This window comes from Mycobacterium sp., from assembly GCF_044342925.1.
Lineage (GTDB): Bacteria > Actinomycetota > Actinomycetes > Mycobacteriales > Mycobacteriaceae > Mycobacterium.
In genome coordinates this window covers 1-13,544 of the sequence record NZ_JBIIOV010000087.1, presented here as the reverse complement: position 1 = coordinate 13,544, position 13,544 = coordinate 1, and the positions used below count along the sequence as shown (strand labels likewise).

At 65.8% G+C, this 13,544-nt stretch carries 15 protein-coding genes; 8 read left to right on the top strand and 7 right to left on the bottom strand.

Annotation, left to right across the window (positions count from 1 at the left end):
- The coding region (locus ADBZ6I_RS10565) for a hypothetical protein (protein WP_526383547.1) at positions 1-206 on the bottom strand (206 nt) is incomplete at its 3' end.
- 115 nt (positions 207-321) lie between these two features.
- Here ADBZ6I_RS10565 and ADBZ6I_RS10560 point away from each other — a divergent pair.
- Positions 322-1,455 carry a nitronate monooxygenase gene (locus ADBZ6I_RS10560; protein ID WP_526383545.1) on the top strand — a complete coding sequence of 378 codons (1,134 nt, stop codon included), beginning with the start codon at positions 322-324 and terminating at the stop codon, positions 1,453-1,455.
- Positions 1,456-1,461: 6 nt separating this feature from the next.
- Here ADBZ6I_RS10560 and ADBZ6I_RS10555 read toward each other — a convergent pair whose 3' ends face one another.
- Entirely contained in the window at positions 1,462-1,905 is a 444-nt protein-coding gene (locus tag ADBZ6I_RS10555; RefSeq protein WP_526383543.1) for a hypothetical protein, read from the bottom strand.
- An 88-nt stretch (positions 1,906-1,993) separates the two neighbouring features.
- On the opposite strand from ADBZ6I_RS10555, the gene ADBZ6I_RS10550 reads away from it, so the two are divergent.
- The 3 genes from ADBZ6I_RS10550 to ADBZ6I_RS10540 are packed head-to-tail and all read left to right on the top strand — an operon-like array spanning position 1,994 to position 4,110.
- Complete coding sequence (locus ADBZ6I_RS10550) at positions 1,994-2,989, top strand: ATP-binding protein (protein ID WP_526383541.1); 996 nt, start codon at positions 1,994-1,996, stop codon at positions 2,987-2,989.
- Positions 2,986-3,297, top strand: coding sequence for an STAS domain-containing protein (locus ADBZ6I_RS10545; RefSeq protein WP_526383539.1), 312 nt, complete (start codon positions 2,986-2,988; stop codon positions 3,295-3,297). The genes ADBZ6I_RS10550 and ADBZ6I_RS10545 overlap by 4 nt, the downstream gene beginning before the upstream one ends.
- A 3-nt stretch (positions 3,298-3,300) precedes the next feature.
- On the top strand, positions 3,301-4,110 hold the full coding sequence (locus tag ADBZ6I_RS10540; RefSeq protein ID WP_526383537.1) for an ANTAR domain-containing protein: 810 nt from the start codon (positions 3,301-3,303) through the stop codon (positions 4,108-4,110).
- Here ADBZ6I_RS10540 and ADBZ6I_RS10535 read toward each other — a convergent pair.
- On the bottom strand, positions 4,096-4,719 hold the full coding sequence (locus ADBZ6I_RS10535; protein ID WP_526383535.1) for a hypothetical protein: 624 nt from the start codon (positions 4,717-4,719) through the stop codon (positions 4,096-4,098). The two genes, ADBZ6I_RS10540 and ADBZ6I_RS10535, sit on opposite strands and share 15 nt — an antisense overlap.
- A 110-nt stretch (positions 4,720-4,829) precedes the next feature.
- Here ADBZ6I_RS10535 and ADBZ6I_RS10530 point away from each other — a divergent pair, with 110 nt between their 5' ends.
- Positions 4,830-5,426 carry a hypothetical protein gene (locus tag ADBZ6I_RS10530; RefSeq protein WP_526383533.1) on the top strand — a complete coding sequence of 199 codons (597 nt, stop codon included), beginning with the start codon at positions 4,830-4,832 and terminating at the stop codon, positions 5,424-5,426.
- Between the two features lie 22 nt (positions 5,427-5,448).
- Here ADBZ6I_RS10530 and ADBZ6I_RS10525 read toward each other — a convergent pair whose 3' ends face one another.
- On the bottom strand, positions 5,449-8,601 hold the full coding sequence (locus tag ADBZ6I_RS10525; RefSeq protein ID WP_526383531.1) for a proline dehydrogenase family protein: 3,153 nt from the start codon (positions 8,599-8,601) through the stop codon (positions 5,449-5,451).
- 441 nt (positions 8,602-9,042) lie between these two features.
- A complete protein-coding gene (locus tag ADBZ6I_RS10520; protein ID WP_526383529.1) occupies positions 9,043-9,489 on the bottom strand; it encodes an Rv2324 family transcriptional regulator in 447 nt (148 codons plus the stop codon).
- Between the two features lie 130 nt (positions 9,490-9,619).
- Here ADBZ6I_RS10520 and ddaH point away from each other — a divergent pair, with 130 nt between their 5' ends.
- The 3 genes from ddaH (at position 9,620) to ADBZ6I_RS10505 (ending at position 12,214) form a co-directional block, all read left to right on the top strand.
- The gene (gene ddaH / locus ADBZ6I_RS10515) at positions 9,620-10,462 is read left to right on the top strand and encodes a dimethylargininase (RefSeq protein ID WP_526383527.1); all 843 of its coding nucleotides are present in this window, start codon (positions 9,620-9,622) and stop codon (positions 10,460-10,462) included.
- Positions 10,459-11,712, top strand: a complete 1,254-nt coding sequence (gene rocD, locus ADBZ6I_RS10510) for an ornithine--oxo-acid transaminase (protein WP_526383525.1) — start codon at positions 10,459-10,461, stop codon at positions 11,710-11,712. The genes ddaH and rocD overlap by 4 nt, the downstream gene beginning before the upstream one ends.
- A gap of 142 nt (positions 11,713-11,854) precedes the next feature.
- Positions 11,855-12,214, top strand: a complete 360-nt coding sequence (locus ADBZ6I_RS10505; protein ID WP_526383523.1) for a hypothetical protein — start codon at positions 11,855-11,857, stop codon at positions 12,212-12,214.
- Positions 12,215-12,245: 31 nt separating this feature from the next.
- Here ADBZ6I_RS10505 and ADBZ6I_RS10500 read toward each other — a convergent pair whose 3' ends face one another.
- On the bottom strand, positions 12,246-13,001 hold the full coding sequence (locus ADBZ6I_RS10500; protein ID WP_526383521.1) for a L,D-transpeptidase: 756 nt from the start codon (positions 12,999-13,001) through the stop codon (positions 12,246-12,248).
- A gap of 157 nt (positions 13,002-13,158) precedes the next feature.
- The gene (gene fdxA / locus ADBZ6I_RS10495) at positions 13,159-13,506 is read right to left on the bottom strand and encodes a ferredoxin (RefSeq protein ID WP_526383519.1); all 348 of its coding nucleotides are present in this window, start codon (positions 13,504-13,506) and stop codon (positions 13,159-13,161) included.
- Positions 13,507-13,544 lie beyond the last annotated feature (38 nt).

The window sequence follows — 13,544 nt, the reverse complement described above, 5'->3', positions numbered from 1 at the left end:
ATGGCAGTCTGGTCCGGCGCCGATCCCAGCACATGAGGCGGGCGCGACGGCAGAGCGCAGTTGTCGGCATACGGGTTGAGCGGGGTGATGCCGTTGTAACAGGGGGCCTGCGGAGTCGGATCCGGGGCCGCCGAAGCCAGCGGCGCGCAGCCGAGGGATGTCACGGCGATGATCGCCGCCAGTGCTGTCTTACGAAGAGTGGCCACGATCGTCGACCTCCTGGGCACTACGTCGAGCGCCTGTTCAACGCTACGCCTGTGGCGTCGGGTCTAGACTGAAATTAGAACACGTTCCAATTTCTTTTCCCGAGGAGTGGGCCCCATGCACACCGCGCTCTGCGTCGAACTGGGGATCGAATTCCCCATCTTCGCGTTCACCCATTGTCGCGACGTCGTGGTCGCGGTCAGCAAGGCCGGCGGCTTCGGGGTGCTCGGCGCCGTCGGCTTCACCCCCGAACAACTCGAGATCGAGTGCGCGTGGATCGATGAGCACATCGGCGATCACCCGTACGGCGTCGACATCGTGATTCCTAACAAGTACGAGGGAATGAACTCCGACATGTCCGGCGACGAACTCGCCGAGATGCTGAAAAAGATGGTGCCGCAGCAGCACCTGGACTTCGCCAAGAAGATCCTCGCCGATCACGGGGTCCCCACCGCCGATGCCGACTCGAATGCCCTGCAACTGCTCGGCTGGACCGAGGCCACCGCCACCCCGCAGGTCGAGGTGGCGCTGCGACATCCCAAGGTCACCCTGATCGCCAACGCGCTAGGCACGCCGCCGGTCGAGATGATCAAGCACATCCACGAATCCGGTCGCAAGGTCGCCGCGCTCTGCGGGTCACCGGCGCAGGCGATCAAGCACGCCGAGGCCGACGTCGACATCATCATCGCCCAGGGCGGCGAGGGCGGCGGCCACTGCGGCGACGTCGGCTCGATCGTGCTGTGGCCACAGGCGGTCAGAGCGGTCGCGCCGCGCCCGGTGCTCGCCGCCGGCGGTATCGGCAGCGGCGAGCAGATCGCCGCCGCGCTGGCGCTGGGCTGCCAGGGAACCTGGTCGGGCTCGCAATGGCTGATGGTCGAGGAAGCCCACAACACACCGGTGCAGCAGGCCGCCTACGCCAAGGCCACCAGCCGCGACACCGTCCGCAGCCGCTCGTTCACCGGCAAGCCGTGCCGCATGCTGCGCAACGAGTGGACACAGGCCTGGGAGACCCCGGGAAACCCCGAACCGCTGGGAATGCCCTTGCAGTACATGGTTTCCGGGATGGCGGTGGCCGCGACGAGCAAGTACCCGGACGAGACGGTGGACGTGGCGTTCAATCCGGTCGGCCAAGTCGTCGGCCAGCTCTGGAAAGTGGAGAAGACCGCGACGGTGATCGAACGGTGGGTCGACGAGTATCTGGAGGCGACCAACCGCCTCAACGAACTCAACGAGGCGGCGTCAGCGGTCTGACGAGGCTCAGCCCGCCGGGACGAACGAGCTGCCGTTGCCCCATTCCCCGACCTTGAGGAACCCGGGCTGCCAGCCGCGGTCGCCCAGGCACAGCATCGGCAGACCGTCCGGCGACTGCGCCGCGGCCTGCGATCCGGGGCAGGGCGTCCCCACCGCCTGAACGCCGTACAGCTTGGGCGAGACGACCCAGAAACCTGTTCCGGCGGGCGGTCGGTCCATGCCGGTGTAGGACAGGTTGGGGATGAAGTGACACGCCAAGGCCGCACCACCGGGTCCGCGACCGAAGATGAACCGGTCCCAGCGGTAGCACGGGGCGCTCAGGTGAGCGTCATAGACCATCTCCGGGACATCACCGGGGTAGGTGGTCTGGGTTCCGTCCGCGACGGCTGCCGGCGCCGCCACCAACGCGCCGCCGACCACAACCGTTGCCATCACGAGTTCGCGGAACATGGCTTAAACCCTAACCGCTGCCGGTTGTCCCGTTCGCCCGAACCGCCGTTCTTGATAGGCTGCGCGAATCGAGGCTTTGGGGGATCGTATGGTCGATGAGGCGCTGAGCCCCGAGGGTTTTCTTCGAGTACCTGGCGGCTCCGAAACCGGCGGAACGTTCGGCATACTGCCGGCGCCGCGGAGGTTCGCTGCCCGCTTCTTCCCCGCCACTCTGGTCGGGTACTGGTTCGACATCATTCCGATGCCGGCCGGTAAGACAGGTGTCCTACTCGGGTGCTGCTCGACTGCGGGCGGCGAAGCCCTGCTGGCCGGAGAAGCCCTGATGGCAGATATCCGGTCCGCCTTGCTGCGGACCGCCGACCCGGTGCGCAGCCTCGCCGGGCTCAACGGTTGGGCGGTGTCGGGCCTGGCCGCAGTCCTTGACGCCGACACCCTCCGTTACAGCACCCGAGGTGACGCCGCGGTGGTCCTGGCCGTCCCCGGGATGCCGTCGGTGGCGCTCGACGGCGCGACCGACCGGACGGCGGTCACCGCGTTGACGCCCGGGGCGACGGTGCTGTTGACCAGCGGACCCGGCGGCCGTACCGCCGCGCTCCTCGACGACGGCGCCGCTGTCGGCATCGGACCACTGGCCGATGAGGTGATCATGTCCCTCGGCGAGCAGGGACGGGCCGCCGCGGTGTTGTACCGCCATCCGCCGGCTCCGTTGAGCGTCACCCTGCCGGCTCATCCGGACAGTCTGGCGGTCAGCCGCGCGCAGCTGCGGGAGTGGCTGATCGCAGCCGGGCTCGACTCCGAATCGGTCGCCGACGTTCTGCTGGCCGTCGGCGAGGCCACCGCGAACGCGACCGAACATGCGGTTGTCGGCGCGGCCGGACCGGTCGCGATCTGCATGACGGCCGCGATGAACGGCGATGTGCTTGCACTGTCGGTATCGGACAACGGACGCTGGAAGCCGGCGAGCGTCTCTTCCGGTCACCGCGGTCATGGCATGCACCTGATCAATGCCCTGGTCGACACCGTGGAGTTGAGGACTGCCATGGACGGGACCGCCATATCGATGACCAAGGAGTTGTCCCGATGACCGAGGCGCGGTTCGCCGTGACGGTGGCCTCCCACGATCACCCACCGCTGGTCGTGGTCAGCGGCGATATCGACCTGGCCAACGTCAACGAGTTCCAGAACGCGATGACCAAGGCGTGCAACGGATCTCAGTCGCTGACCGTTGATCTCACCGCCGTCAGCTACTGCGATAGCGCGGCAGTGCGAGCGCTGTTCTCCCTTGCCGCCACAACCGAACTGACCATGGTGGTCAAACCGACCGGACACATCACCACGCTGCTGGCGATCTCCGGCCTGGACCGGGTGGCGTCCGTGGTCAGGGCAGAGTAGACGATGCCCGCACCGATCTTTCATCCCCGGGAAAACACCTCCCACAGTGAGCTTTTCGACCGGATTTTCGAGCGGATCCAGCGTGACCTGCCCGGCGCCGTCGGGCTCGCCGTCACTGTGCACTCCAAGCGGGAAGGGATGACGGTTCTTGCCACCCGCGATGTCGGGGTCGGCTACCTGGAGTGCCAGATGTCCGGCCTGGGAGGCCCGATCGAGATCGCCGTGGAGCACCAGGTTCCGGTGCTCAGCCTCGATGTGTGGGCCGACGACCGGTGGCCGAAGCTGACCAAGGACGCCGTGCGCGCCTACCTCAACGGGGCGGACGACGCCCTGCTGCAGGTACAGGGAGCCGCCGCGGTACCGGGTGTCTGGGAGGCCGACGAGACGCTGGTGGTCTCGTGCTTTCTGGGCGGGCCGGCGCAGGCCGCGACCATCACCACCCTGATCGGTTACGAGCAGTTGATCACCGCTGCCCTGGTGACCTCCGCTGCCGCCGAGGACGGCAGCGAGATCGCCGACATGCTCGCCGTGCTGCAGTCCCGCGGCGCTATCGAGCAGGCCAAGGGCGCCATCATGGGCAGCTTGCGCTGCGACGCGGAGTCGGCGTGGGCGACGTTGCGGCGTGCCAGCCACGAATCCAACGTCAAACTGCGGACTTTGGCCGTCGCGCTGGTCGAACACATCGGCGGCGAGCCGGCCGAACAGCCGGGGGTCGGGGCGCCGATCGTTCCCGACGAGCGGGCGCGAAAAGCGGCACGGCTGCTGTGGGCGGTGCTCAGCCACGCCCCCAATCGGGCGTCAGACGACCGCTGAAACCGGCGTGTCGATGGTCGTCGACACCGCCACGATCTGCGGTGTGGGCGGTGCTGAGGAGAACCCGAATCCGACCGGCGGAAGCAGCGGGGCGACCCCGCCCAGGTCGCTGCCGGCGAAGCTGCCGCGGACGCCGGTGATGAGCCGGGTGCGTGTAACGCCGTAGTACTCGCGCCGGCCGTGGCCGGCGCTGCCGGCCGTGTGCACGCCCTTGACGATGCGCGAGGCAACGGGGTCGATCGCCCGCAGCCACCAGGGCTGGATCGCCAGCCGCCCCGGCACCAGCCGCAGCAACCGATCCAATGGGGCTGGGTCGCCGATATCCACGGCGACCGTCAGACCGGGCGCGTGCACCGTCAGCCGGTGCGCCGATAGCTGGGTGGTGACATCACCAAGTTCGATGCGGTCGAAGTTGTAGGTGGACGCCACGAAGTCGGCGACGCGCGCGCTGGGGGCCAGCAGGATTCTCTCGTCGCCGGGGGTCTGCACCATGACGTCGGCGAAGGCGCCGAACGGCGACGTCAGCCAGCGACCCACCACCAGGCGGACGCCGGCCGTCGTGCCGAAACCCGCGATGTGGCCGGTGAAGACAAGTCGCTGCTTGGGCACGCGATGAGACTAGCGGTGCCCCGCGGCGAAACGCCGTCGCGGCAACTGCGCATCCGTCGGCATAGATGGTTCGCTGTCAGTGGTACCCCTGGTGGAGAGGAAGGCAGCCCATGTCGCAGACCGCAGCCCGTCGCGCCGGACTGATGGTTGCAGCGGCCGGATTGGCTGCGGCAGCAGCCCTGCCCCATGCGGCCGCCGATCCGACTACCGCGCCGCAGTTCGCCACCGACGAGCACGGCTATACCGATTCCGCCGCCCGCTGCGACGACGACCAGATGCTGATGGAGTTCGGCCGGACCGCTCGCGCCATGGTCGCCATCTGCGTCAGCGACGACGGGCAACTGGAATATCGCGGAGCCAGGATCAGCGACCAGGCCGCTCTGACGATGCCGGCCAGCAAGGGCGCCGACGGCGTGGTGATCGCCACCAACGACGACGTGACGTATGCGGTGTCCAAGGACGTCCTGCTGGTGTCCGAAGGCGACACCGTGCTGTACCGAGATCCCTGGGTCGAGTTCAACGAGCCGCGCTTGCCCACCACCACGACAGCGGCGCCAACCACCACCGCGGTGCCCACCACGACCACGACTACGACCACGACCACGACCACGACCACGACCACGACTACGACCACGACCACGGCGCCGCCGACCACAACCGTCAGCACCACGACCGTGACGCCCAGCCCCTCACAGAAGGACGGCTGACTGGGCGAAAAGCCCGGCACGTCTAGATCACAGCGTCACTCAGATGATTTGGGGTGCCGTATCGGTGCGCTGTGATGGACACCGCCTGCTCCCGCAGGAACGTGAGTAGCTCCACCCGGCCGGCTGACACCACATCCGACCCGTAGACCGCAATCTCCGGGGAGCCGCCGGCAGCCCGAGTTGTCGCAACGACGCTCGTCCCGACCAGGCGAATGCGCACCGGGCCGGTCCGCGCCAGTCGGGCGACGCGAGCGGTCCAGGATTCGCCGTCCTCGACCGACAATGCGATTTTGGCCGCGCGCAGCACATTGGCAAGGGAGCCGTGCAATTCGATAGCGGTGGAAACGGTCAGGGGCGCCCCTGCGAGGAGCCCCGCCGCGGCGACCCGGGCGAGTTCGGCCACCCCGTGCCCGGATGTCCCTGCCTCGTAACGGATGACAACCGGCACCGGCCGGTACCGGAACACGTTTCGCTCGGCGAACAGTCCAGACACATCCTTGGCGACACCGAACTCGTCGGCCCACACGCGGGCGTCGTCGCTCAACGCACCGGCGAGCCAGTCGCGGTGCGCATGTCCGTCCATCGATTCGAGAATCTGGGCCGCAACACCGGTCACCGCGCCGGCAACGGGTGGCAGCGGGGAATCACGCCAGGAGCCCATCCCGACGAGGTAGTTCGGCCCACCAGCCTTGGCGCCGGCGCCCACCGCGGATTTCTTCCAGCCGCCGAACGGCTGGCGCTGCACGATTGCTCCGGTGATCCCCCGGTTGACATAGAGGTTGCCGGCTTGAATGTGCTCCAGCCAGTAGCCGACCTCTTCGGCGTTCAAGGAATGAAGACCGGAGGTGAGCCCGTAATCAACCTCGTTGACAATCGCCACGGCCTCTTCCAACGACGCGGCGGCCATGACACCAAGGATCGGGCCGAAATACTCGGTGCGGTGGAACTCCGAACCGCGCCGCACGCCGTGGCGCACCCCGGGACTCCACAGCCTGCCCGAGTCGTCAAGCCGTTGTGGGGTCAAGAGCCAGGACTCCCCGTCTCCGAGCGTGGTAAGCCCCCGAAGAAGCTTGCCCTCGGCCGGGGAGATCAGCGGCCCCACCTGGGTGCTCAGATCCCACGGGTAGCCAACCTTCAAGGAACGCACGGCGTCGCCCAGCTGACCCCGGAATCGTGCGGAATCCGCGACGCTGCCTACCAGCACCGCCAGTGAGGCGGCGGAACACTTCTGGCCGGCGTGGCCGAAAGCCGAATGCACGACGTCTTTGGCGGCCAGGTCCAGATCGGCCGACGGGGTAACGATGATGGCGTTCTTGCCGGAGGTCTCGGCCAGCAAGGGTAGATCGGGCCGGAATGATCGGAACAGCTCTGCCGTCTCGTAAGCACCGGTGAGGATCAGCCGGTCGACCTTCGGGTGGGCGATCAGGGCGGCGCCCAGTTCGCGCTCGCTCAACTGGATGTACGCGAGCAGCTCCCGCGGAACGCCCGCCTCCCACAGAGCCTCGACCATGACGGCGCCGGAGCGCCTGGCCTCGGCGGCAGGTTTGATCACCACCGCCGAGCCCGCGGCCAGCGCGGCGAGAGTGGACCCGGCGGGGATCGCGACTGGGAAGTTCCATGGCGGCGTGACGACGGTCAGGCTCGGCGGCACGAACAGTGCGCCGCGAACACTCTGGAGCTCGCGACCCCGCTCGGCGTAGTAGTGAGCGAAATCGATCGCTTCGGAGACCTCCGGGTCGCCCTGGTCGAGTGTCTTGCCGCACTCGGCGCCCATCACCTCCAGCAGCTCGGCCCGCTTGGCCTCCAGGACGTCTCCGGCGCGGTGCAGGATCGCGGCTCTGGCACCGGGTCCCAGGCCCTGCCATGCGGCGGCAGCATCGAGAGCCGTGGCCATGATCTGATCAAGTTCAGCCTGCGAGCCGACCCAGCCGGCCTCAGCTGTGGCCTCACCGAGATGCGAGCCGCGCATTCTCGCAGCGATCTGTGCTCCCCACTCACGGTTTCCCGGCAGATCCGGGTCGGTATCTGGGCAGTTGGCGAAGCTACGGGACGGGGCGGAGGACGGGGCAGGGCTCTGGGCCAGGCGGCGGTCCTGAACCCGGTGTGGTGCCGGCACCTCGTCGGTCAGAGCTGCCAGCGACTCAAGGAAACGCTGTTTCTCCCGCTCGAAGAGGGTTCCGTCCTTTTCCCGGTCCTTTTCCCGGTCCTTTTCCAGTTCCTTTTCCAGTTCCTTTTCCAGCTCGAAAACCGCGGACATGAAGTTCTCCTGCGATGCACCCTCCTCAAGGCGACGGATCAGATACGCGATCGCCACGTCGAATTCAGCCGGATGCACCACCGGGGTGTAGAGCAGTAACGAGCCCACATCTTTGCGCACCACCTCGGCCTGGCTCGCGGCCATACCTAGCAGCATCTCGAAGTCGATGCCCGCGGTGACTGCGCGCTCCTGGGCCAGCAGCCAGGCGAGTGCCACGTCGAAAAGGTTGTGCCCGGCCACCCCGATCCGGACGTTGACTATCCGGTCCGGGCGCATCGCGTAGTCGAGCACGGCTATATACGAGGTGTCGGTCTCCCGCTTGGAGTGCCAGGTCGCCAATGGCCAGCCGTGCAGATCGGCGTCGACCAATTCCATCGGCAGGTTTGCGCCCTTGACCACGCGCACCTTGATCGGGGCGCCGCCGGCTGCCACGCGAGCCGCGGCCCAATCTTGCAGCCGGACCATCGCTGACAATGCGTCGGGCAGGTAGGCCTGGAGAACGATCCCGGCTTCGAGCTGCGTGAACTCAGGGCTGTCGAGAAGGCGGGTGAACACTGCAATGGTCAACTCAAGATCCTTGTACTCCTCCATGTCCAGGTTGATGAATTTGCTGGTGGGCGCGGTGGAGACCGCCTGGCGATAGAGCGGTGCCAGCCTCTCGACAATATGGTTGACGGCGTCGTCGAATGCCCAGCGGTTGTGCGGAGCGACGGTGGACGAGACCTTGATCGATACGTAGTCCACGTCGTCGCGAGCGAGCAACTCGGCAGTTCCGGCCAGCCGGCGTGCGGCCTCACCCTCGCCAAGAATCGCCTCGCCGAGCAGGTTGACGTTGAGGTTGACCCCGTCTTTTTTGATCTTCGCGATGTACTTGCCCAGCTTCGCTTCACTCGCGTCGATGATGAGATGGCTGACCATGATGCGAAGTACCCTGCGCGCCAGAGGGATAACGAGGCTCGGCAACGCAGTGGCCAGCTTCCCGCCGACTGTCACTGCGAAGCGCATGTACCAAGGCAGGAATGCCGGAGTTTTCGCAGTAAGCCTCCGAAGATTCGCCGCGGCGACGGAAAAGTCCTCGGGGCGGACCACTCCGTCGACGAAACCGACTGTGAACTCAAGGCCATTGGGGTCTTTGAGAACCGCAGCCAACTGCTCCGCCGAAGAGTCGACAGGCACCTTCGCGGCTTCAGCCAGCCAGTGCCGGACTAGGTCTACCGCCCTGGTGGCCAAGTCTTGCGGGCGGACATCGCTCACGGCGGCTCCTCGTAGCTCAGGCGGTTGCCTGCTGGGTAGTTACTTGAATTCCGCTGCACGCCGAGGTCATTCAAGGTGGTCGCCACGGAATCACGAGCCACGAACTCACGAGCGGGAGCGGTCGATGAGATTCGACAAGACGACGATGCTCTCGCTCCTCTCCAACTCGGCGGATGACCGGATCCGTTCCAACGCTGCCTCCAGATGCTGCATGTCACGCGCCAACACGTGCAGGATGGCATCCGACGTTCCGGTGACGGTTGCTGCGCTCACGATCTCCGGAATGTCAATCCAGGCTTTCTGTAACTCATTCGGTGCAATCCTGCCGTGGCAGAAGACCTGTACGTAGGCTTCGGTGTTCCAGCCCAGCGCACTGCGGTCGACCACCGTTGTGAACCCGCGGATGACGCCGCTGTCGAGCATCCGATCCACCCGACGCTTGACCGCGGGTGCCGACAATTTCACGCGGGCGCCTATGTCGGCGAACGTCGAGCGGGCGTTGTCGGCCAACTCGGCGAGAATGCGCTCGTCGGTGTCATCGAGGCGGTTCATCTAAGGTCAGCCTTACTGTCCATGCCGCGCAACAAATAGTTGCCCGTGACTGTTTCTCACAACAATAGCAGCTAGGAGAAGCAATAAATGATGATTGATTGTGTATCGTCGGTGCAATACCGTCTATTTCATGACGACTGCCCCTGATGTCGCCGCGGCGATTCCGCGAACTCGCAACGCACGCCTCCGCCATTACGTCATGACTCGCCCAGCGTTCTTCGACGTCAAGTACGCGATCAATCCCTGGATGGACACCACCGCGGTGGTCGATGTTGATCGCGCGAACTCGCAGTGGGAGAGGCTGCGTGATACCTATCGCGAGTTGGGCCACAGAGTCGACGTTGTCGAGCCAGTGGTGGGCTTGCCGGACATGGTCTTCGCCGCCAACGCGGGATTGATCGTGAACGGTGCCGCAATCGTCGCGCGCTTCAAACACGCCGAACGCGAGGGTGAATCGGCAGCGTACGCCGAATGGATGACCCGCCACGGCTACCCCCCTGTGATCACCCATTACGTCAACGAGGGACAGGGCGACCTACTGGTGGCGGGCGAGCTCATCTTGGCCGGCACAGGTTTCCGGACCGATCCGCGAGCCCACCGGGAGGTAGCCGAGATTACCGGGATGCCCGTACTGACACTGGAACTCATCGATCCCCGCTTCTACCATCTCGACACCGCGCTGACAGTCCTCGACGACACCACTATTGGCTACTATCCACCAGCATTCAGCGAAGCATCCCGGCTCCGATTACAGGAATTGTTTCCGGACGCGATCACCGTGGGCACCGCCGATGCCTACGTATTGGGGCTTAACGCGGTCTCCGACGGCAAGCATGTGGTTCACCCGGAGCCGGCTACCGGATACGCTGAACAGCTGTACCACGCCGGTTTCGATCCAATCGGCGTCGATCTGTCCGAGCTGATCAAGGGCGGCGGATCGGTTAAATGCTGCACCCTGGAGCTTCATTCATGATCGTCAGTGGAGCACTCGATTCCAGAGCCTCGACGACAACTGCGGCGATCGCAGTCGAGGATGCACACACCGCGCATAATTACTCACCGCTGCCGGTGGTGGCAACCAGTGCTCGTGGTGCGTGGATCACCGACGTCGAAGGCCGCCGGTATCTGGACTGTCTGGCCGCCTATTCCGCGGTCAACTTCGGCCATCACAACCCCGAGATCGTCGCGGCCGCTCATCGACAACTCGATGAGCTGACCCTCGTAAGCCGGGCCTTCCATTCCGACCGCCTGGGTCCGTTCTGCGCGGCTCTCTCCGAGTTATGCGGCAAGGACCTGGTCCTGCCGATGAACAGTGGCGCGGAGGCTGTCGAGACCGGGATCAAGGTCGCGCGCAAATGGGGCACCGAGGTTAAGGGTGTACCCGAGGGGATGGCCAACATCATCGTGGCCGACAACAACTTTCATGGCCGCACGATCAGTATCGTCAGTTTCTCCTCGGATAACTCCGCGCGCGCAGGGTTCGGTCCATTCACGCCGGGATTCCGCTCAACCCCATTCGGCGACGCCGACGCGGTTGCGGCCGCGATCGACCAGCACACGGTTGCGGTGCTCGTCGAACCCATCCAGGGCGAGGCGGGTGTCGTTGTCCCACCGGAGGACTACCTGCCCCGGCTGCGTGAGTTGTGCAGCCGACAGAATGTCTTGTTGATCGCCGACGAAATCCAGTCCGGTCTGGGACGAACCGGCCGTACCTTCGCCTGCGATCACTGGGGAGTTGTGCCGGACATCTACCTGCTTGGCAAGGCGTTGGGCGGCGGCGTTATCCCGTTGTCGGCCGTGGTCGCCGCCCGTGATGTTCTCGGCGTCCTCCGGCCGGGTGAGCATGGCTCGACTTTTGGGGGAAATCCGCTGGCCTCGGCCATTGGCAGCGAGGTCGTGAAAATTCTGCGCCGAGGTGAGTTCCAACAACGATCGGCGCAACTCGGTGAGCATCTGCACGCGCGACTGCGATCGCTGATCGGCCGGGGCGTCCTCGATGTGCGCGGGATGGGACTGTGGGCTGGTGTCGACATCGATGCGCGCCTGGGCACCGGGAAGCAGCTAAGCCGGGCCCTGGCTACCCGCGGTGTGCTGGTGAAGGATACCCAAGGATCGACACTTCGGTTCGCCCCGCCATTGGTGATCACCGCCGATGAGATCGACTGGGCGGTTGAACAATTGGCTGCCGTACTGGATGAGGTCGCTACCAATGGCGGTGATTGAGACCGGTTGAGCGTTGATGAGGCGGGAGCGCACCCCAGTCCGAGACGAATCAGCGATCCCGCGGCGCCAGAACGTCGCTGTCGTCGGCATCGGTTGGCGTGCAACGGATCCCGCCGTCACTGCTATCGTTCAACGCACTGTGGTGGCGGCCCCAGACGGCGCTGGGGCCGGACGCGGCGTCGAACGTCGCAACAATCCGACGCTCGCCCATGACGCCGACCTCGTGCTCGATCTTCACGCCGAAAACGAGGCTGAGCCGCACATGTATGTCGGCCCGGCGCTGTGGCCGGTGGCCGAGGATATCGCCGCGGCGATCGATGCGAGAGCGGTGCTGCCGTCCGAGGTGTCGGGCGGCTACCCCTTCGATGAGGCCTGCGCCAGTCCATGGTGGGCGCCGATCAAGCCACGGCGCTGCTTGGGCGATCTGGTCGGAAAGGGCGACCTCGTCGCTACAGTGATCGATCCACTTGGCGAGGAGACGGAATTACGGATTGATGCCTGACTTCGACCCAGCCGCAGTAGCCGCGCCGGTCTTACCAGTTCAGGACTACCGGGTCGCCGATGCCGACTTCGTTGAAGTACCACCACGCGTTGTCCGGGCTGAGGTTGACACAGCCGTGGCTGACGTTGGCGTAGCCCTGGGAACCTACCGACCACGGAGCGGAGTGAATGTAAACGCCACCCCAGGTGACCCGCACCGCGTTGGCGACGGTCAGCTTGTAGCCCTCCGGGTCTTCCAACGGGATGCCGATGGTTCGGGAGTCCATCACGATCGACTTGTACTTCTCCAGCACGCTGAACGAGCCGACGGGAGTAGCGAATCTCGGCTTGCCGAACGACGCCGGCATCTGCCGCATGATCACCCCGTCGATGCTGACGGTGAAGGTGTGATTGGAGATGCTGCCCACGCCCAGCACGGTGGCGCCGGTACCGAAGCTGCGGCGCTCTCCGCCGGCCATCAACTTGATCTGCGAATGCGCGGGCCAGTAGTGGTCGGGCTGGAACTCGACGGTGCTGTCGGTGCGCCATTCGTAGCGGCCGCTCATCGGGGCCGGCGCGGTCACCGCAATGGAGCGCTCCGCCGCCGCGCGGTCGCGAACCGGGCGGGTGAAGGTGACGGTGATCGGGTGCGCCACGCCGACGGTCTGACCGTTGAAGGGCTGCACCGATGCGACCGTTGTGGCGGCGGTGACCGGGGCGATGGCCGCCAGGCTGGTCGGGGCGGTGGCCGCCATCGAGACGATGGCGATCCCGGCAGCGGCAAGTGCCCGCCGAAGTGCTTTTGCCATGCTCCGTGTGGCTCCCTGTCTGGTCGGTGAGTGAAAGCCCAGTCTAGAGGTCGGAGATCAGACGCAAAACACGCCTGACCCCACGGAGTAATTCAGCGAAACTGCCGACTTCGTTACATCGGAGCCCGGGGGGCGGCTTCCGGGAGTGCACCGAAAGTCATCCGCCAGGCTGAACCGGCAGCCCCGCCACCAGTGGGGTGTCGACCCCGACGGGTCCCAGGTCGCAGGCGCCACCGGGCGTTCCGAGCGGGGCATCGCGGCCGGGCAGGATATCGGTGAAGAAGGCCGCGTTGTCGGTGCGGAATTTCTTCTCGGCCTCGGGCAGATCATCCTCGTGGAAGATGGCGTCGGCCTCGCACAACAGCCGGCAAGCGCCGCAGTCGACGCACTCATCGGGGTTGATGTACATGGTCCGGTCGCCCTCGTAGATGCAGTCGACCGGGCACTCGGCGGCGCACGCCTTGTGCTTGACATCCACGCATGCGGTGGTGATCACATAAGCCATGCCGGCGATGCTATCTGTAACCGGCCGTCTCAGACACG